The sequence below is a fragment of the Corynebacterium sp. c3Ub_189 genome (assembly GCF_039907195.1).
GTDB lineage: Bacteria > Actinomycetota > Actinomycetes > Mycobacteriales > Mycobacteriaceae > Corynebacterium.
On record NZ_JASBOF010000017.1, the window covers coordinates 17,267 to 35,614 of the forward strand.

18 protein-coding genes are annotated in these 18,348 nt (G+C 60.9%); 6 read left to right on the forward strand and 12 right to left on the reverse strand.

Annotated features, from left to right (window positions below):
* Positions 1-49: 49 nt before the first annotated feature.
* The 5 genes from QKD99_RS08975 to QKD99_RS08995 all read right to left on the reverse strand — a co-directional run bounded on the left by QKD99_RS08975 (position 50) and on the right by QKD99_RS08995 (position 8,381).
* Positions 50-3,229 carry a UvrD-helicase domain-containing protein gene (locus tag QKD99_RS08975; RefSeq protein ID WP_347951254.1) on the reverse strand — a complete coding sequence of 1,060 codons (3,180 nt, stop codon included), beginning with the start codon at positions 3,227-3,229 and terminating at the stop codon, positions 50-52.
* Complete coding sequence (locus QKD99_RS08980) at positions 3,222-6,329, reverse strand: ATP-dependent DNA helicase (protein WP_347951273.1); 3,108 nt, start codon at positions 6,327-6,329, stop codon at positions 3,222-3,224. The genes QKD99_RS08975 and QKD99_RS08980 overlap by 8 nt, the downstream gene beginning before the upstream one ends.
* 32 nt (positions 6,330-6,361) lie before the next feature.
* On the reverse strand, positions 6,362-7,147 hold the full coding sequence (locus QKD99_RS08985; protein ID WP_347951255.1) for a hypothetical protein: 786 nt from the start codon (positions 7,145-7,147) through the stop codon (positions 6,362-6,364).
* Positions 7,148-7,156: 9 nt separating this feature from the next.
* Entirely contained in the window at positions 7,157-8,095 is a 939-nt protein-coding gene (locus QKD99_RS08990) for a DUF3152 domain-containing protein (RefSeq protein ID WP_347951256.1), read from the reverse strand.
* Between the two features lie 61 nt (positions 8,096-8,156).
* Positions 8,157-8,381 carry a DUF3107 domain-containing protein gene (locus tag QKD99_RS08995; protein ID WP_284767951.1) on the reverse strand — a complete coding sequence of 75 codons (225 nt, stop codon included), beginning with the start codon at positions 8,379-8,381 and terminating at the stop codon, positions 8,157-8,159.
* A 71-nt stretch (positions 8,382-8,452) separates the two neighbouring features.
* Between QKD99_RS08995 and QKD99_RS09000 the strand changes: the two genes are divergently transcribed.
* Together QKD99_RS09000 and QKD99_RS09005 are read left to right on the forward strand one after the other, a co-directional pair.
* A complete protein-coding gene (locus tag QKD99_RS09000; RefSeq protein WP_347951257.1) occupies positions 8,453-9,778 on the forward strand; it encodes a DEAD/DEAH box helicase in 1,326 nt (441 codons plus the stop codon).
* A complete protein-coding gene (locus tag QKD99_RS09005) occupies positions 9,775-11,013 on the forward strand; it encodes a hypothetical protein (protein WP_347951258.1) in 1,239 nt (412 codons plus the stop codon). Before QKD99_RS09000 ends, QKD99_RS09005 begins: the two co-directional genes overlap by 4 nt.
* A gap of 74 nt (positions 11,014-11,087) precedes the next feature.
* Here QKD99_RS09005 and QKD99_RS09010 read toward each other — a convergent pair whose 3' ends face one another.
* Positions 11,088-11,576: a hypothetical protein gene (locus tag QKD99_RS09010; RefSeq protein ID WP_347951259.1), complete on the reverse strand. Its 489-nt coding sequence runs from the start codon at positions 11,574-11,576 to the stop codon at positions 11,088-11,090.
* 497 nt (positions 11,577-12,073) lie between these two features.
* Here QKD99_RS09010 and QKD99_RS09015 point away from each other — a divergent pair, with 497 nt between their 5' ends.
* Positions 12,074-12,334 (forward strand): WhiB family transcriptional regulator, encoded by a 261-nt coding sequence (locus QKD99_RS09015; RefSeq protein ID WP_005322377.1) that lies wholly within the window; start codon positions 12,074-12,076, stop codon positions 12,332-12,334.
* 424 nt (positions 12,335-12,758) lie between these two features.
* Here QKD99_RS09015 and QKD99_RS09020 read toward each other — a convergent pair whose 3' ends face one another.
* Together QKD99_RS09020 and QKD99_RS09025 are read right to left on the reverse strand one after the other, a co-directional pair.
* Positions 12,759-13,031 carry an anti-sigma factor gene (locus QKD99_RS09020; RefSeq protein ID WP_284767946.1) on the reverse strand — a complete coding sequence of 91 codons (273 nt, stop codon included), beginning with the start codon at positions 13,029-13,031 and terminating at the stop codon, positions 12,759-12,761.
* Positions 13,031-13,633, reverse strand: a complete 603-nt coding sequence (locus tag QKD99_RS09025) for a sigma-70 family RNA polymerase sigma factor (RefSeq protein ID WP_284767945.1) — start codon at positions 13,631-13,633, stop codon at positions 13,031-13,033. Before QKD99_RS09025 ends, QKD99_RS09020 begins: the two co-directional genes overlap by 1 nt.
* 37 nt (positions 13,634-13,670) lie before the next feature.
* On the opposite strand from QKD99_RS09025, the gene ybaK reads away from it, so the two are divergent.
* Complete coding sequence (gene ybaK, locus QKD99_RS09030) at positions 13,671-14,174, forward strand: Cys-tRNA(Pro) deacylase (RefSeq protein WP_284767943.1); 504 nt, start codon at positions 13,671-13,673, stop codon at positions 14,172-14,174.
* Here ybaK and QKD99_RS09035 read toward each other — a convergent pair.
* Positions 14,160-14,807 (reverse strand): SOS response-associated peptidase, encoded by a 648-nt coding sequence (locus QKD99_RS09035; protein ID WP_347951260.1) that lies wholly within the window; start codon positions 14,805-14,807, stop codon positions 14,160-14,162. The genes ybaK and QKD99_RS09035 overlap by 15 nt on opposite strands.
* Between QKD99_RS09035 and aroA the strand changes: the two genes are divergently transcribed.
* Both aroA and rsgA read left to right on the forward strand, forming a co-directional pair.
* The gene (gene aroA, locus QKD99_RS09040) at positions 14,806-16,107 is read left to right on the forward strand and encodes a 3-phosphoshikimate 1-carboxyvinyltransferase (protein WP_347951261.1); all 1,302 of its coding nucleotides are present in this window, start codon (positions 14,806-14,808) and stop codon (positions 16,105-16,107) included. The genes QKD99_RS09035 and aroA overlap by 2 nt on opposite strands.
* Complete coding sequence (gene rsgA / locus QKD99_RS09045; RefSeq protein WP_347951262.1) at positions 16,100-17,125, forward strand: ribosome small subunit-dependent GTPase A; 1,026 nt, start codon at positions 16,100-16,102, stop codon at positions 17,123-17,125. The genes aroA and rsgA overlap by 8 nt, the downstream gene beginning before the upstream one ends.
* Here rsgA and QKD99_RS09050 read toward each other — a convergent pair.
* Genes QKD99_RS09050 through QKD99_RS09060 form a run of 3 tightly spaced genes read right to left on the reverse strand, consistent with a single transcriptional unit; the run spans position 17,122 to position 18,313 of the window.
* On the reverse strand, positions 17,122-17,370 hold the full coding sequence (locus tag QKD99_RS09050; RefSeq protein WP_239278752.1) for a hypothetical protein: 249 nt from the start codon (positions 17,368-17,370) through the stop codon (positions 17,122-17,124). The genes rsgA and QKD99_RS09050 overlap by 4 nt on opposite strands.
* Positions 17,371-17,387: 17 nt before the next feature.
* Complete coding sequence (locus QKD99_RS09055) at positions 17,388-17,864, reverse strand: hypothetical protein (protein WP_347951274.1); 477 nt, start codon at positions 17,862-17,864, stop codon at positions 17,388-17,390.
* A 38-nt stretch (positions 17,865-17,902) separates the two neighbouring features.
* Positions 17,903-18,313, reverse strand: coding sequence for an HAD-IA family hydrolase (locus QKD99_RS09060; protein ID WP_239278750.1), 411 nt, complete (start codon positions 18,311-18,313; stop codon positions 17,903-17,905).
* Between the last annotated feature and the right edge of the window lie 35 nt (positions 18,314-18,348).

The window sequence follows — 18,348 nt, forward strand, 5'->3', positions numbered from 1 at the left end:
TCGAATGATTGCTCAAGAGATTGCGCGCTTACGCAACCGCCCACATACCTTAGCCCTTGTGGTGCTCAACTGACGATTCAAGGAGTTTCTTCAGCTCTTCCCCACGCGGCAGGCGGGCAGGCTCGAAGGTATAGCCATCGTGCACATAATAGAACGCGGCACGAATCTTTTCCCCGCCGTGGATGCGGCGCCATGCCTCTGCATACACCGCTAGCTGTATCTTGGCAGCATCCATAGCCTCTCCCTGGGGTGGGCGGCCCGTCTTCCAGTCCACCACCATCCAGGTGCCATCCTCCAAGCGGAATACCGCATCCATGCGCCCGCGCACCACGGACTCACCGATGGTGATCTCAAAGGGCGCTTCCACGTGCTCCGGTTGACGCTCGGCCCACTCGGAGTTCAGGAAGGCTTCCTTGAGCTCTTCCAAATCGAAGTCCTCCGGTTCATCGATTCCCGGAAGTTCTTCCTCGCCCAATAGCGCCGGGTTGCCAAAGCGGTCCTCCAACCACGCGTGGAAGGCGGTACCGCGCTTGGCGTAGGAATTCGGCTTAAACGGCACGGGGCGGCGTTGCCTACGGGCAAACTGAAGCGGGTCTGCCCGCAGCGCAACCATGTCCGAGGCGGTCAGCTCGCTGGGTAGCTCAACGTCTACCACCGGCTGTTGCAGGGCCTTGTACTCCTCAATGAGCGCGCCAGCTTCTTGCTCCCATAACTCAAAGGTTTCACCCCGGCTCAAATCTGGGAGTTCCTCCATTGCTGCAAGGACTAGGTCCGCACCGGCGACTGCCTCTGGGCTAGCCTCAAGCGCTGGGAATTGTGCGCTCTCCCCAAAATCATCCTCGGAAGGCTCGTCGGGGACGGACCACTCCACCACGTACTGCGGGAATTGCTCTTTCAGGCGCTCTAGGTATTCATAGGGAACCTTCTTGTTCTTTCCATTGGCGTTATTGGTGCCCGAGCCGGTAACGGTCAGGGTAGATTCGGTACGCGTCAGCGCCACATAAAAAAGGCGCGCCGATTCTTCCGCCTTGATGGCGCTATCTGCTTTCTTAAACTCCTCGCACGCGTTTTGGAAATGCGAGCGCTTTTGGGCATCCTCCGGGACCTCAATATAGTCATCGTTTCCCGGGACCTTATCGATCCTGGACAGGAAGGTCTCTGCTTGTGCGCTATAGCTAGACGAATCCGCATGCACCACGCAGACGTGTTCCCATTCCAAGCCCTTGGCCTTGTGCGCGGTCATAATCTGCACGCGGTCAGTGGCGGCGGGAACCTCGCCGAGGTCTAGGCCATCTTCCTTTTCGAGCGCTAACGCAAAGTAATCCAAGAGCGCATACAAGGAATCACCGTGGAAGCCTGCGACGATATCGGCAAATTTATCCAGATGTGTCGCGCCCCCTGCGCTTCCACGAGCTAGTACCTCGGTGCGGATATTAAACAATGCTTCAATATCGGCGAAGATGTCCACCAGCGGTTTGGAAAGAGAATAAGTGCGCAGGTGTCGCAGTTTGGCAGAAACCTCTTCCATACGGGCGAGGCCTTGCGGGGTATAGCGGTCTCTTTCACCCAAATCTGCCAGGGCGTCAGCAAGGCCGACGCGCTGATCCGGCTCCTCAGCGGTGACATCTTCCAGCTGCGCACGCAAGTATTCTTCCGGGTCCATCCCCGGCTCCCAGCGCAAGCGCTCCTCCCTCGCGCCGGCCAGGTTTCGTTGGCGGGAAGCGAGCGCTTGAATATCACTGATTCCCAGGCCACAAATCGGCCCTGCCAGCACCCGCACTGCCGCAGGCAAGTCTTCTGGGCGCACGAGCATGGTGGCAATAGCTACGAGGTCCTGGATTTCTGGCTGCCACAGCAGGCCACCGAGACCGATGATTTCATTGGGTACGCCCGCTTTGTCGAGGGCCGCAGCGATGGGTGCGGAGTGCCTATTTTTGCGCACCAAAACCGCCGCGCTGAAGGTATCTCCCTCGCGCTTTTCCCACTGCTCTTTCAGGTACTCGGCAACGAATTCACGCTCGCGAACCTCGCTGTCGAAGTACGCCAACTGGATATCGCCTTCGCCCTTATGCGGGGCGGCAGACAGCTCGTCCACGGGACGTTCAACGCCTTCGAATACTCCCTCCGCCACTGAGTTAGCCAAATCCAGCGCACCAGAGGGGTTGCGCCAAGAGGTGGTCAACTGGTCTTTCGGGGCGGGTGTGCCCGGCGCGACTGGGAAGTCTTCCACGAAGGCAGTGAGGTTTTCAGAGGTAGCACCACGCCACCCGTAGATGGCCTGCATTGGATCGCCCACGGCCGTAACCGACAGGTCCTCTTGGTCCCCTCCGAACAGGCTGCGTAGAAGCACGCGCTGGGCATAGGAGGTGTCTTGGTACTCGTCTAGCATGACGACCTTATAGCGCTGGGACTGCTGCTTTCCCACCACAGGATGGTCGCGCGCGACGCGGGCGGCGACGGCCATTTGCTCGCCAAAGGTGATGACTTGTCGCTCGGATTGTTCCTTTTTCAGGGCCTCCAGCAGCGGCACGTACTGCACGCGGCGTTCCTGTGTTTGGATATATTCCAGCAGCGTCTTTGAGTATTCGGGACCATTCTTTTGGGATTTATCGAGGTTATCGATGTCCGCCCGAAAATCGCGGGCATGCTGGGCGATGTGACTCGTGTCCTTGAGCCCGTTATCGATGTCCTGGCTGAATTTCAGCAAGGTCTCGGTAATCGTGGCTAGGGCACGATCGTCTTCCAGCTGGCCGGTGTAATTGCGCACCACATCGTAGGCCAAGGAATAGCGCTCGGCCTCGGTGATGATGCGTGCGGTGGGCTCTACTGGAACCAAGAGCCCGTATTCGCGAACGAGTTCTCCCGCGTAGGAGTCATAGGTGGCTACCTTCGGCGCAATGTTTTCTAGCGCTTCTGCCACCTCACCGCCTGGTGGGATTAGGCCGGAATCGCGCAATTTAATCAGCTGCCGGCGGATGCGCTGCTCCAGCTGCTGCGCGGCCTTACGGGTGAAGGTCAGGCCGAGAACCTGCTCCGGGCGCACATAGCCATTGGCTACAAGATAGACCACGCGCGAGGCCATGGTTTCTGTCTTGCCGGCACCAGCACCGGCAACCACGAGTTTGGGGCTAAATGGGCCTTCGATGACGTGGGCTTGTTCCTCGGTAGGCGGAAAGTCCTTGCCCAAGGCTGCAGCGATCTGCTGTGGGGAAAAATTGCTCTTAGGCATCGGTGGTTATCCTTCCTTCTTCCTGCACGGGGCAGATAGAGCGAATTGGGCATTTATCGCAGTCTTTATTGGTGCGCGCAGTGATGCGCGGGCCACGCATCTCCTCCACCAGCGGGGGCAGAAGTGCAGCAAATTCTTCCAGGACCTCCGGCGACTTATCGCTTTGCCAAATCTCACCAATCTTTTTGGTGGTCACCCCCGGATACACCAGCACACCGCCCTGGCGCGGCATGCCTTCGCCGTCGTGAACCTGGTGGCCGTCAAATGCGCCGTGGGCAAGCGCGAGCTGATAGGTCATCAGCTGCACATGGTCTTCGCCTTCCTTCTTAGCCGGCGTGCTTCTACCTGTCTTGAGGTCCACCACCAAGTAATTGCCCTCTTCATCGCGAAGCAGACGGTCCATATAGCCGCCGATGCGCACCTCCTCGCTGACGCGTACGCCTACGGGGATTTCCACACCGGCAAGCTCTTGATTGACCTCGGATTGGCGCGCCCATTCCCGGGCGCGGTCCAACAGGGTGGAAAACTCATCGAGCTTGAATCGCAATTGCCACTGCGGTACATCCTGAATGCGCTCGAAAGCCTCCATCACCAATAGCTTGGCCTTTTCCGCGTCCATGCCGCGGCCAAGGGCTTCAAAGAAGGCGTGCGCCAACGTACCGCGGAGCAGGTGTTCCTCGGTGCTTGGGTCCTCGGCCACATTGCCGAGCACGGCCTTGAGCGGACAGTTGAGCAGTGCTTCCACACGGGAAGGCGACAAACTACCGCTGGTATGCAGCGGCAGTTCAGCCGCAACGGAGCGCGCAGACCACCACTGCTCCGGGTGGGCGCCAGGGATATCGGCTGCCGCTAACCGAGCGAGCTGGCGCGCTGCTTGTTTGCGCTCAACCTCACCGGATTCCGGATTGGTAACTACGCGGCGCAATTGTGCGACAAAGGCCGGCACGGACAGCACCGCCACATCAAGGGGATCCACTTCGAGCCCATCGCGCAATGACACGGGTGCGGGTTCGGGCACATCGAGGCCCAGTTCGCGCGGGAGTTGGGTGCGGCGCAGCGCCCGCTTTGCTTGCCGACGCGCAGCTTGACCGGGCACGTCCACGCCTCGGCCAGCGAATTCGCTGATGAAGCGCGAAGGCTCAGAGACCGTATCGCCCTCCGGGTTTTCCACGGCGGCAATGAGCAGGCGCTGTCGGTGGCGCGTGGTAGCGACGTGGAAGAGACGTCGCTCCTCTGCCAAGCGGGAGGCAACGTGGCTGACGGGGGTATCGGGATCAATATCGTGGTCGAGGAGATCGATGAGATCTTCTTGCCCAAAGATGGAGCCGGTCTCCCCTAGCGAAGGCCAGCTTCCTTCCTGTGCGCCGGCCACGATGACGGTATCCCATTCGCGGCCCACGGCGCCGTGTGCAGTCAGGATCTCTACTGCCTGCGGAATGGCGGTGCGGCGGTCACGTACACCGGTGGGAAGTTCCTGTTCGGTGATATGCGTCAGGAAGGCGCGCAGCGAAGAATCAGGGCGGCGCTCGACGTAGTCGCCTGCGGCGTCAAAAAGCGCCATCATTGCGTCCAAGTCGCGGTCGGCCTGCGAGCCGGTCGCGCCGCCGCGCAGCGCCGACGCCTGCAGGCGGTTATCGAGCTCAGTTGCGCTCCACACGGCCCAGAGGACCTCCTCCACGGAGGCCCCGGAGGCGAGTGCATCCCTGCCGGCGCTTAGAACCGCGCGTACACGCTCCAGAATGGAGTATTCGCGCCCAGTGAGTTGTCCATTGAAATCTGGGAGCTCGCCATAGAGAAGGCCGCGGAGGCTATCGATGCCCCGGGTGGTGGAATCCCAGCGGCGCAATCCACGGATCAGGCGGCGCAGGGTGACGGGATCGGCGCCGCCCACGGGCCCGGTGAGCAATTCTTCCAACTCCGAGTTAGAAAGTTCTTCCTCCAAGGCGCGCAGGGCGAGCAGCACGGCGGAGACCAAGCGCTGTTCGGCCAAGACGACGTCGGTAGGGCTAATGTGCACGGGCACGCCGGCGGCCAAGAGGGTGCGGCGCATCTGCCCGATATCACCGGTTGAACGAACAATGACGGCGATATCGCGCCAGGGCACGCCGTCTTCTAAGTGGCGGCGGCGCACGGTATTAGCTACGACGTCACGCAACCTGCCGTCCGAATCCACGATGGAAATGCACGCCGGAGCGGGTGTGCGGTGAGGCTCGGTGAGCTCGATGTCGTGGTCAGCTGGGAAGTCCCGCAGGAAACGCGAACTAGCACCACGGAAGGCAAAGACGGATTGATCGGCATCGCCGCCTACCACCACGAGATCCGCCTGCGGGGCCATTTCGCGAATAAGCTTGCCGGCAGTGGGATCGAGCAATTGCGCATCATCGATGATGATGGTGTGGAAGGGGTGCTCGCGCAATAGCTGGGGGCGCTGAAGAACCGCGGTAACCAATTCCGCAGCGGAATAGGAATGGGCGCGGGAAAGGAGCTGCACGCGTTCGTACTCGCGCAGGAATTCACCCGCCGCGGACCACATGGGGCGGCCGTGCTCGGCACCGAGGCGCTCTAGGTCGCCCGGGCCCAGGCCGCGTTCAATGGAACGCAAAAGGAAATCGCGCAGCTGCCGGGCGAAGCCCACATATTCCAGCGCGGGCCGCATCTCCGCGGGCCACGATCCATGTCCGTCTTCTGCTTGGCCAGTAAGCAGCTCGCGGATGACGGCGTCCTGCTCGGCACCGGTAATAAGTCGCAGCTCCTCCTCGGCCGTTGTGCGCAGCAACGCGAATGCTAGGGAGTGTACGGAACGCACCATGGAGGTCTGTGCGGCGTAATCCTCGAGGCGCTCAGAGAGCTCGCGGCGCAGCCGGGCGCCGGATTCCTTCGAGGGAGCGATAACGAGGATGCCGGAGGGATCCGCGCCGGTCTCCCGGGCTTTATCCAAGGCATGAATGACGGTATCGATAAGGAAGCTGGACACACCGGTGCCAGCGGCACCGGTTACCTTCCAGGTACCGGATTCGGGCAGGTCAACAGGCCAACTGCGGGTCGTGGCGGACTGGGGACGGGAAACGAGGCGCACCTGCGGGGACGGTGGAAGGACCACTCCCGCACGCGCGGTGGAATGGGGGTCGTAACTCACCGCTCCAGTATGGCAGATGCCCGCGACACCAGATGCTGCTCCACCCGCTCAATGTGCGAACGCGTGTTTGAACGCGAGGCGGGGTGCAGGTCATTGATGTGTCGGCGATACGACACCGCGCGCAAAAGCAACTCCGGCATACCGGGTACGTGACTAAAGCGCTGGCAAATCCCATCATCAACCGCTTGGGCAATGAGCCCATCCACAATAACCAAAGCGGCGGTCCAGCCGGCTGGGCGTGGGGATTCGCTCGGCACAATGTCCACAATGCCCGGCGGATTGGAGCCGTGGTAAACCGTGGTGGTAAGAAGAGCGGTGTGGGCGGGGATAAGGGGGACGTCGGCAAGCAGGGCTGGGCTATAAGCCTCGCCCGTCTCCTCCCAGGCGGCGCGCTCTGCGCGAGCGAAGGCATCGCTGCGCTGCCCGTTGGGAAGGGGCACCTCGGCCAGAGCTGCATCCAAGCGCAACGCCATCTGCGCGGTTTCATCAATACGCCCGCGAACATGGCCCGGAATAAACTGGGTAGCCTTCCACCCAGCGGCCGTGTGCCGGCCATCGCTAGACAGTACCGGCCGGGAAACGCGGGCCCCTTGCACGCTGAGGCGCTCGCGCACCTTAGCGGACCAGGCGGCAAACGGACCGGCCTGCGAATAGACCACGTCGCCCACCTTGATGCCGTTATCCCACACCGGGCCCAATTGGTCGCCCTGCGCGCGGCGGGTACCGGTGGCACCGGTTTCCGCGTGGAAGGCGCTTAAAACATGCTCTGGGGGAAGCGGCATCCTTAACTCCTATTCGGGTTGGTGGGGATCCTTATTATCCGGATTCGGATAAGGCCACGGGTTTGGTGAGCAGGTCACGTCCTCATCAGGATAGACCTCGTTGGGCTTGCGATCGTGCAATTTTTTGTTGTTAAGGTCCAAGGTCTGCTGCATCATGACCGGCGCTAGCTTGCCTTGGCCGCCACACGGCTGGTGGGCCGCATAGCCAATGGCATGGCCCAACTCGTGGTTGATGACGTACTGGCGGTAGTTGCCCATATCGCCCTCAAAAGGCGTGGCACCGCGCACCCAACGTGCCTCATTGATGATCGTGGTGGACTCGCCCGTAATGGTGGTGTGGCAGGAGGTTTCCGTTTCAATCTTCTCGCCGCAGCGCTCTGCGGCGGTGCCCAGGGAGGTCAGCTGGATGCGGGTATCCGGTTCCGCGTCGGCCGCCACGTGCTCGAACTCAAAGTCCTTCTGTGCGGTCCAGCCGCGCGGGTCAGACAAGGTGGCCTCGACCATGGCGGCAAATGACTCATCGCCGCCATACGGTGCGGTATTAAGGCCATCTTCTACCTCGATGGAATAGCGCACCTTTTGCTTGCCGCCCTTACCCGTGACGGCGCCAGGCTCACCTACCTCGTGGAAGGTGCCCTTGCCCTGCTTGGTATAGGAGCCACCGGGCGGCATCTCGCTGATTTCCCGCTTGACCGCTGCGGCATCGGCAGGATCAGGGCCTACCTTTTCCGTACTCGTTGGGGCAGGCGCGCTAGTGCCTTCCGCCTCTTCTTCAGAGGAATTTCCGGTAGCAATATCGACGATGAACCAAATGGTCAGCGCGATCATGAGGGGGATAGCCACCACGCGCCACCAGCCATATTGACGCGCAAACCGGACCACCGCATTGGGGTGGTCCGGCGTATGGCCCTGGCTCCGATGAGCGTGGCGAGTCTCCCTTTTTTCCATGGGGCCTTAGGTTACCCGTTTGTATTTAAAAAAGCTGAATCAGCAGCCCTATGCGCTCGCCTTAGACTCCGGCGAATCCCACGGCGTGCTTCTTGGCAATGCCGACCTCGACGTAGACCACGCGGTCAGTGCGCACGAGGTACTTGCGGCCCTTGTCATCTTCCAATTCCAGGGTGGAGTTATCCGCCAGGGCACTGTTGATCTTCTGCGTCAGCTCGGCCTGGTCACCTGCAGCGCTAATGACCAGCTCGCGAGCGGTATCCGCGAAGCCAAACTTGATATCCATGAAGATTCCTCCTCTAACTAGAGTTTTATTGTCAATGGCCCCACTATAACCATCCCGGCTACTATCAAGGTGTGTCTGACATAAAATCCCAGCCACCGAGCTTCGCGGAACTCGGCGTTGCGGCCGAAATCTGCGATGGTCTCGCCACTCGTGGCATCACGCGTACTTTTGCAATCCAGGAATTAACCCTGCCCATCGCGCTATCCGGCCAGGACTTGATTGGCCAAGCGCGCACCGGCATGGGCAAGACCTATGGCTTTGGCGTGCCGCTTTTGGACCGCGTCTTTGATGATGCCGATATCGACGAGCTCGATGGCACCCCGCGCGCCCTCGTGGTGGTCCCCACCCGCGAGCTTGCCCAGCAGGTCACCGAGGACCTGCAGGTGGCTGCCGCTCACCTGCCCGTGCGCTTAGCCTCCATTTACGGCGGCCGTCCCTACGAGGAACAGATCAAAAAGCTCAACAAGGGCGTCGATGTCATCATCGGCACGCCTGGCCGCTTGATCGATCTCCACGAACGCGGAAATCTGCAGCTCGATCGCGTGGCTATCTTGGTGCTCGATGAGGCCGACGAGATGCTGGATCTGGGCTTTTTACCCTCGGTGGAGGCCATCCTCAAGGCACTCGATGGCAATGCGCACCAGACCATGCTCTTTTCCGCCACGATGCCGGGCGCGATTTTGACGCTTGCCCGCCGTTTTATGGAAAAACCCATCCATATCCGTGCCGAATCCGGCGAGCAGGAATTCACCCATTCCTCCACCCGCAAGGTCACCTTCCAAGCCCACCGCATGGATAAGGTTGCCGTTGTCGCCCACGCCCTGCAGGCCGCCGACCGCGGACGCACCATCATCTTCGCTCGCACCAAACGCGCGGCCGCCCAGCTGGCCGATGACCTAGCCCGGCGCGGCTTCCACGTGGGCGCGGTCCACGGCGATCTGGGGCAAAAGTCGCGCGAGAAGTCGCTCCATGCTTTTCGCACCGGCCAGGTGGATATCTTGGTCGCCACTGATATTGCCGCCCGCGGCATCGACGTTGATGATGTCACCCACGTCATCAACTATCAGGTTCCGGATGATCCGATGACCTTTGTCCATCGCATCGGCCGCACGGGTCGCGCCGGCCATACTGGCACCGCTATCACCATGGTGGGCTATGATGAGCTGGGCAAATGGCAGGTTATTAATGATGAGCTGGATCTGGGTGAGCCGAATCCACCACAATGGTTCTCCACGTCCCCAGAGCTAGCCCAGGCTCTAGACATCCCCGCGGAGGTAGAGGAAACTGTCGGCCCTGAGACCAAGGTCGTGGGCCAGGTGCCTGTCCGCGAAAAATCCCCCACCCGTACCACCGCGCGCCGCGGCAGCTCCCGGCGCCGGCGAGGAGGCCGCCGATGACTAAAGCTCCCATTTTGCGCTCGACGCCCACCGATTGGAAGGCTACCGGCGTTATTGCCGTGGTCTGCGCCATCGCGGTCGGCGGCGCAGCTATCACCGCCAATATTAATCAAGCGCATCTCAGCCAAGCGGCCGTTCCTGGGGATGAGGATGCACCCGCGCTTGCCGACGTCCCCGAGGCACTCCACGAGTCCTTCAGCCTCCCCAACGAACCAGTACCCGGCCAATACCGGGCGGTTTCAGCACACGGCCTGACCATCACGCACGCCGATCACACGCTCACCGCCACCAATCCGGACGGCTCCGAGGCGTGGACTTATGAGCGCACAGACGCGGATCTGTGCTCGCTTTCTACTGCATGGGGCAAGATCGTGGCATCGTATAAGACCGGTGTGGGCTGCGGGGATACCGTGGCGATTGAGGCTGCGACCGGTGAGTATGACAGCACCCGCAGCGCCGTCAGCTCGGAAAATGTAGTACCCGTTTCCTCCAATGACCGGGTAGGAACGGTCTCCACCGACCGCATCGATCTGTGGCGCTCCGATATGGTGCGCACGGTGGAATACGGTGATGTGGAGGCTAAACAGGAGCCGGACAAGCAACCGCATGAAGAATGCACCATTAGCTCCGCCCTTACCCGTACCGAGAATTTGGCACTGACCGAGTCCTGCCCCGATAAGCCGGACACCACCTGGCTGCGCTTCCAGGACACCACCCCTGATGATTCCCGTGAGCCCGATATCGCTGCCGATGTGGACATAGCCGCCGACGGCGCCCGGCTTGTCGCTGTGGGGCAAAAGGCCGCCGCCGTCTACCGTCCAGGCCCGAATCCCACGATCGAGTCCTATGACAATAAGGGCGAAAAGCTGGACTCTACTTCGGCAGAGCCCTCTCCAGATATTGACGCAGGTGCTTCCCCATTCGCCCCGGCAACCGCGGACCTGCCACACCATATGACCTGGTTTGATGGCTCCCGCCTCTACCTCTTCAAGCCGAGCGACCTCGCAGTGGATCACGTGGTAGACGATGCCATCGGCACCCCCATCGCCGTCGACGAGCACATGTTGGTACCTACCCAAGAAGGCATTGCTGTCATGGATTGGTCCACCGGCAAAACTCTGCGAACCATCCCGGTTGATCGCGGCAGCTACCGCGGTCCCGTTTACCTCACCTTGGCGGGCGACACCATCGTGGAAACCCGCGGCGATCAGGTCGTGGGCCTAAGCGCCGATTAGCCACCTCAGCTACAGAAAGGTCCGCGCCTTCCGGATTTATCCGGGGCGCGGCCCTTGTGTGCGTGGCAGCGATTTTAGAAGTTTGTTGCCGCCCACTCCGTGGAAGCGCGGACGAACATCAGCAGGAAGATGACTACGGCGGCGCTCACCAAGGTGACCGCACCAAGTAGCGGCGATCCGCCGCTAAACATCTGGAAGGAGCTCGCTGCCAAGATGAGCTCCACCAAAATAATGGCTCCCCTACCCCAGCGCTTTCCCTTAACCATGGCCCAAGCACCGACAATGACAAAGCCAAAGACAATAAAGATAAATAGTGCGGTGCCCAGCCCCACAAAGCTCCCGGAGCCCGAGTCCGACACCATGGATTCATTTTCTGCGCCGGTCGCCTCGCGCACAATCAGGAAGATACCGAAGCAGATCACGGCGATGGACTGAACCACGGCGAGCGCTGCGGCCACCAGGACCGGCTGTGGCGCGCCCTGCTGGGTCTTCGCTTCACGCGCCGGCTGCGCCGAGGTCGCACTTTGCTTTTTGTTTACCTGCTTTTTCTTCTGCTTAGACACAAACCCACAGTCTACTCACCGGTCAAGGGCATTTCCTTGTGCGCCACTCAGGTTTCGCGGGGGCAGGGGTTAGCCGGGTAGATTTGACGCCTCTTCAGTCACCGCACTCAATGATTTTTGGACAATACGCCAGTTCAGCGCGTTTCTCACAGGCTTCTTTCAACTTGATCGTGAACCCAAATGACCCCCACACCAGTTTCATTCAAGTGAGGTTGACCACAATTTTGCCTCTACCCCTAGCGGAGTCTGAGTAAACATGTCATGATTCTGGGGTAGCAAAAAGAAAGAGGACGTAAACCTCTTCTTAACTTGAAGGAAACTTCAAGCAACCACAATGTGAACCATTGGCGGCGGCGACGCTGGCCCGACCTCGAGACCGGGCCCCACTGCACGCAGACCAGTTCACACAACCACCCACCCTGGCATTGGTTGCTTTTCATTTTCGTGAAAAGCGCTTGTGCTTACTGCTGTCGAATTTTTGTTAGGAGATATCAATCATGGATTGGCGCCACGAAGCTGTTTGCCGCGACGAAGACCCCGAGCTGTTCTTCCCAGTAGGCAATTCTGGTCCTGCACTTACCCAAATCGCTAAGGCCAAGCTGGTCTGCAACCGCTGCCCTGTTGCCTCTTCCTGCCTGAAGTGGGCACTGGAATCCGGCCTGGACGCCGGCGTCTGGGGCGGCCTATCTGAAGAAGAGCGCCGCGCCCTCAAGCGTCGCCGCAACCGCGGCCGTGGCCGCGCTCGCGTTTCCGCTTAATAAGCAGCCCCCAATTTTCGTTTCGGCGCCCTTAGCCGCTACAGTTGAATAGAGTTCAGATACCCTCAACGAAGGAGTGCGCAATGAGCAAGCGTGGTCGCAAGCGCAAGGATCGCCGCAAGAAGTCCGCTAATCACGGCAAGCGTCCTGGCGCATAACGCACAGCATTACTCAAAGCCCGGTTCCCTCGGTCACTTCGACCGTAGAACCGGGCTTTTGCTATGTCAGACGCACATCGGTGTCGTCTCCCAGCTCCCCGCTTGACCTCTCCGTGCCTTAAGTCGAATGTGATCGGGCCGAATTGAACACATTGGGGTCTCAATTCGGCCCTTCCACCCTCAATTCGGCCCGATCAGTATGGACTCAAGCAAAAAGTTGGAAGATCATGAGACCAGACCCCACCACAGCGGGTGAGCAACAGTGCCTACCACGCCGTTTCGATGCGGGTAATCTCTACCGAAATGCGGCGGCGCAGCGCCTGCGGCGCCTTGGCCTGGCCGTTACAGCAATTACGCACCAGGGAGCGGATAATCTCCTCGCTCTCGAGGCGCTGTTGACAGAAATCGCACTGGGCGATGTGCTCGCGGATGGCGAGTGCGCGGGCATAGGTGGTGGATTCATCGAGAAGCTCGCACAGGAGGGCCTGTACCTCTGGGGAGCTACACGCACCACAGTTGTGTTCCGTTGCGCGGTCCATTACTTCTCCTCCATGTCTGGGTGTTCTAATCCAATGCCTTGTTCTCGTGCCACGTCTTTCAACGCTTTCCGGAGCAATTTTCTTCCCCGATGCAAGCGAGACATCACGGTACCTAGCGGAGTATCCATGATCTCTGCAATCTCCTTATAGGCAAGGCCTTCAACATCCGCGTAGTACACCACCATCCGGTAGTCATCGGGCAGGTCATTCATGGCCTCTGAAATGGTGGCGTCCGGCATGTCCTTAAGCGCTGATACCTCTGCGGATTCCAGGCCAGTGGAATCGTGCCCAGCAGTGGTATAGAGCTGAAAATCGCTCAGTTCATCGGCCGAAGACTCCGTGGGCCGGCGCTTCGCCTTGCGGTAGGAGTTGATGTAGTTATTGGTCATGATGCGATACAGCCAAGCCTTAAGGTTTGTACCTTGCTTGAAGGAATGGAAAGACTTATAGGCCTTGAGGTAGGTCTCCTGCACGAGATCCTCAGCATCTTGCGGGTTGCGCGTCATGCGCAGGGCACCGCCGTAGAGCTGGTCTAGCAGGGGCAGCGCTTCCGCTTCGAAGCGGCGCTGCAGCTCCTTTTCGCTGATTGTTTCTTTAGCCACAATTTCTATCCTAACGCGTAGCGTTAGAATCCCAGGCATGTCTAAAAAGTCCCCGCATGCAGCTACCCCAGCGCTCAAAGTAGTGGAAGACGCCGGCGTAGACCACCACGTGTATACCTTTGAGGCGGGCAAGGATCACTTCGGCGATCACGCCGCGGCTGCCCTAGAGGTAGAGCCGGATCGCGTGCTCAAAACCCTGGTCATCGATTTAACTGCGGGCAAGGGACCAAAGCGCAAGCTGGCAGTCTGCGTCATCCCTACCACCCATCACCTGAGCCTCAAGAAGGCCGCGGCCGCCCACGGCGTTTCTAAGGCCGCCATGGCGGATCCCCATGACGCATCCAAGTCATCCGGATACATTCCCGGCGGCATTTCCCCGCTGGGCCAGAAAAACCCGCTGCCCACGGTCATTGAGGAAACCGCCGTCCTTTTCGATACTGTCTTTATTTCCGGCGGGCGCCGCGGGCTCGATATCGAACTCAGTGCGGAGGACCTCGCAGAGCTGTGCTCTGCTAGCTTTGCCGATCTACTCGCCGAGTAGCTCCGGATAATCGTTGGATACGCTGCCCACAGCCTTGTCGGCGGGGTGAGTGTGGAAGCCACGCAGAGGCGTCGGCAAGAGCAGCTCAGCAGCTTCCTCGGGGCTGCCCTCCAGCCAGGTACGCATTTCTTCGGCCGCCAAGAAGCGCGGCAGGCGGTGGTGCAGCCACTCCATTTCTTCCGTGGCGGCGGTGGTGACAATCGTGGCAGACAGGCGATCCAGGCCGGTGTCCCATAGGCCCGCCGCCCACAACAGGCCCTCTTCCGCGCGGACGAAATAGGGCTGCTTGCCGCCTTCTTCCTGGTGCCATTCGTAGTAGCCGTTCATGGGGATAAGGCAGCGCTGCCCCTTAAAGGCATGCCGAAAGGAGGGTTTGGTGGCCACGGTCTCCGCCCGGGCGTTAAACAGCGGCGGGCCGTCCAGGTCCTTCTTCCAGTGCGGCAGCAGTGCCCACCGCGCAGGGTCGACTTGGGCGAGACTTTCACGCACGCGCACTATCGCCACCGGCTGGGTGGGCGCGATATTGTAGCGCGGGCCTGGGGTGCCTTGTGGGGCGTGGACCTCAGTAACTCCGGGCAATGTGCCTACTTCATCGAGAAGGGACTCGGTAAAAAGAACGAATCTTCCGCACATGCCCTCTATTATGGACGATATGTCTCAACCTTGGTCCGCCCCGCAAGCGGCAGGCCCCATTACGTGGGCCCAGCACGTGCCGGGCTCGAAGTCTATTACCAACCGCGCCTTCATTCTGGCGGCGTTGGCCGATGGCCCCTCTACCCTGCGCGCGCCGCTCGTCTCGCGCGATTCGCAGCTGATGGAAAACGCCCTGGAATCTATGGGCGTGCGCTTCGAGCACGATGGCGAGGATATCCACGTCACCCCCGGCCCGCTTAAGGGTGCCACGGTGGACTGCGGCCTGGCCGGCACAGTCATGCGCTTTATCCCGCCGGTTGCGGCCCTTGCGGACGGCGCCGTGCTGGTCGACGGCGACGAGCAGGCCTACGCCCGCCCCATGTCCACCACCCTGGATGCACTGCGCCAACTCGGTGTCGAGGTGGACGGCGATAGCCTGCCCTTTAGCGTGCGCTCGCACGGAATACCGGAAGGCGGCGAGGTCACTATCGACGCCTCTGGCTCCTCGCAGTTCGTCTCCGGCCTCCTGCTGGCCGGTGCGCGCTTTGCACAGGGCATTTCCGTCACTCACAAGGGCGGTCCCCTGCCCTCCATGCCACACGTGGAGATGACCGTAGGCATGCTGCGCCAAGCCGGTGTACGCGTGGATTCCGGCGAGAATACCTGGACCGTGCACCCTGGCCCGATTGCCGGGCGGGAATGGGCAATCGAGCCGGATCTGTCCAATGCCACGCCCTTCCTTGCCGCCGCTGCCGTCACCGGCGGCCGGGTGACCATTAAGCGCTGGCCTGCCAATACCACCCAGCCGGGCGACGCCATTCGCCATATTTTGGTGGATATGGGTGTCATGGTCACCCAAGAGCCGGGCTTTGTCACTGCCAAGGGCGCCAAGGACGGCGCGCTGCAGGGCATCGCGCGCAACATGGGCGACATTGGCGAGCTCACCCCCACCGTCGCGGCGTTGTGCGCCCTGGCGGACACCCCCTCTACCCTTACCGGCATTGCGCACCTGCGCGGCCACGAGACCGACCGTTTGAAGGCGCTGGCGGATAATATCAACGCCCTCGGCGGCAAGGTCACCGAGCTTGCCGACGGCCTGCACATCGACCCCGCCCCTCTCCATGGCGGAGAGTGGCCGTGCTACGCGGATCACCGCATGGCCACCGCGGGCGCGATTATTGGCCTGCGGGTACCGGGCGTAGAGGTAGAAGACATTGCCACCACCGCAAAGACCCTGCCTGGCTTCGACCGCATGTGGGAGACGATGGTGGACCCCGAGCAACAGGAGAGCAATGGCTAGGCGTTTCGGTTCTTTCGATGAATCCGACGTGCGCGTGCGCCCCGGCAAGGGCTCACGGCCGCGCACTAAAGACCGCCCCAAGCACAAAAATGCCAAGTTCGGCATGGTCATAACCAAAGACCGTGGGCGCTGGGGCGTAGCACTAGACGACGGCCCGCGAGTAACCGCCATGCGCGCCCGTGAGCTGGGCCGCACCGCCATCGAGGTGGGCGACCGCGTGGGCGTGGTGGGCGATACTTCCGGCAAGAAGGACACCCTAGCGCGCATAGTGAAACTCGAAGAGCGCACCTCCGTCCTCCGGCGCACGGCCGATGACACCGACCCTTATGAGCGCATCGTGGTGGCGAATGCGGACCAGATGCTCATCGTCACCGCCGTGGCCGATCCGCCGCCGCGCTCTGGGTTTGTCGAGCGCGCCCTCATCGCTGCGTTTGTGGGCAATATCCACCCCATCCTGTGCCTGACCAAAACCGATCTCACGGATCCTGCCCCCTTTGCGGCCGAGTTCGCCGATCTCGACGTCACGGTGGTGGAAGCCGGCGTCGAAAACGGACTTGAGGCGGTGCGCAACCACATCGACGGCCACGTCACCGCACTCATCGGGCATTCCGGCGTGGGCAAATCCACCCTGGTCAACCGGCTGGTACCAGATGCGGATAGGGAAACGGGGGAAGTATCGGGCATCGGCAAAGGCAGGCATACCTCTACCCAATCGGTGGCGCTCCCCCTCCCCGCTGAGGATGCATTCACCGGCGGCTGGATTATCGATACCCCAGGCATCCGTTCCTTTGGCCTCGCACACGTGGATGCCGATGACGTGCTTGGCGTCTTTGAAGACCTTGCCGCCGCCATCGAGGACTGCCCCCGCGGTTGTACGCATATGGGCCCGCCTGCGGACCCAGAATGCGGCCTCGATGATCCTGCGCTGATTCCCCCTGATACCGCCAGTGCACGGCGGCGCGACGCGGTGCGCGGCCTACTCGAGGCCCTGCGCACCAACGTGGAGTGGGAAAATTAGAGGTGGAAGCCGGTGTCGGCCATAACACCCAAAATGCCATCCACGATGCCGAAGAATACATCGAGGATCTGGCCCCAGGTGCCCTGGGACGAAGTCTCTAGCAGCGCCAGCCACGGGGTGGTGGGCACGGCGTCGGCAGCCGCATCCGCAGCTGGGGTGGTATCTGCCAGGGCGGCCGGCGCGGCACTGAGGGCTGCGCCTGCGGTAACGGTGGCCGCAGCGAGGTTCTTGAAGCGCTGAGTCATATTGTCTCCTTAAGAAATTAGAGCAGTTCTACGAGGAACGGCAGCTCGGTGGGGTGATAAAAAGCCATGAACTTATCTAGTGCATCGCCTACAGCCAGCTCCGCATCCTCATCGCCAAGGTCTGCGGTATCGATAGCCTCGATGGCTTTCGCGGTGGTTTCCTCGGACTCCGCAATATCCACGTGGATGGCTGCTAGGTCATCCTTACTGATCTGCGCTGGCTTGAGCTCTACCACCGGCTCGCCCATATCCGGGCGCGGGGTGAGGACAGAATCATCCAGGTCTACCGAGATAACCACGCGGCGGTGCGGGAACTTCTCTTCATCGCCAATGGCCAAAAGGCGCATGGAGGCCATAGAAGCCTCAAGGAAAGCCGAGTAGGCAATTTCTTCTTCATCACCCTCGGTATAGAACTCCTGCAGCGCAGGGGTTACCATAAAGCCCCAACCCGAGCGCGCGGACAGGGAGCCGGCTTCTTCCAGCTCCGCCAGCATGGCGTAGGTAGCAGGGATGTAAACGCGGGCTTTAGCCACTAAAACTCACCCTCAATATCGAAGACTGCCTGAATTTCTACGGACACGCGGTCGAAGCTCGTGTACAAGAAGCCGACCATGCCTGCCTCTACGGCCGCGCGAACGTTGAGAATGGAATCATCAACCATGACACAATCATTGAGCGGCAACTCAAGGGCATCCGCTGCCGCTTGGAAGGCTGCAACCTCTGGCTTTTCCGCCCCCACCTCGCCGGAGAGAACGACTGCGTCGACGTTTCCGCGGTACTCCCACTCGCGGATGTGCTCTGCACCTGGTCCGCCTGGGTCATTGGACAGGATGGCGGTTGCTGCGCCATTTGCCTTGGCGGCGGCCAGCAGCGCCTTCCAGCGGCGGTTGTCTTCTTCGGTGCCATCAAGGACGCCGACATAGTCAACAATTAGACCACGCATGTACTTAAATCCTTTGGTTACGATTCTCTTTAACT

Coding starts and splice junctions, on each gene's coding strand:
- QKD99_RS08975 (WP_347951254.1), bottom strand. CDS start 3,229: ATGCCTAAGAGCAATTTTTCCCCACAGCAGATCGCTGCAGCCTTGGGC.
- QKD99_RS08985 (WP_347951255.1), bottom strand. CDS start 7,147: ATGCCGCTTCCCCCAGAGCATGTTTTAAGCGCCTTCCACGCGGAAACC.
- QKD99_RS08990 (WP_347951256.1), bottom strand. CDS start 8,095: ATGGAAAAAAGGGAGACTCGCCACGCTCATCGGAGCCAGGGCCATACG.
- QKD99_RS08995 (WP_284767951.1), bottom strand. CDS start 8,381: ATGGATATCAAGTTTGGCTTCGCGGATACCGCTCGCGAGCTGGTCATT.
- QKD99_RS09005 (WP_347951258.1), top strand. CDS start 9,775: ATGACTAAAGCTCCCATTTTGCGCTCGACGCCCACCGATTGGAAGGCT.
- QKD99_RS09015 (WP_005322377.1), top strand. CDS start 12,074: ATGGATTGGCGCCACGAAGCTGTTTGCCGCGACGAAGACCCCGAGCTG.
- QKD99_RS09020 (WP_284767946.1), bottom strand. CDS start 13,031: ATGGACCGCGCAACGGAACACAACTGTGGTGCGTGTAGCTCCCCAGAG.
- ybaK (WP_284767943.1), top strand. CDS start 13,671: ATGTCTAAAAAGTCCCCGCATGCAGCTACCCCAGCGCTCAAAGTAGTG.
- aroA (WP_347951261.1), top strand. CDS start 14,806: ATGCCCTCTATTATGGACGATATGTCTCAACCTTGGTCCGCCCCGCAA.
- QKD99_RS09035 (WP_347951260.1), bottom strand. CDS start 14,807: ATGTGCGGAAGATTCGTTCTTTTTACCGAGTCCCTTCTCGATGAAGTA.
- rsgA (WP_347951262.1), top strand. CDS start 16,100: ATGGCTAGGCGTTTCGGTTCTTTCGATGAATCCGACGTGCGCGTGCGC.
- QKD99_RS09050 (WP_239278752.1), bottom strand. CDS start 17,370: ATGACTCAGCGCTTCAAGAACCTCGCTGCGGCCACCGTTACCGCAGGC.
- QKD99_RS09055 (WP_347951274.1), bottom strand. CDS start 17,864: ATGCTGGCGGAGCTGGAAGAAGCCGGCTCCCTGTCCGCGCGCTCGGGT.
- QKD99_RS09060 (WP_239278750.1), bottom strand. CDS start 18,313: ATGCGTGGTCTAATTGTTGACTATGTCGGCGTCCTTGATGGCACCGAA.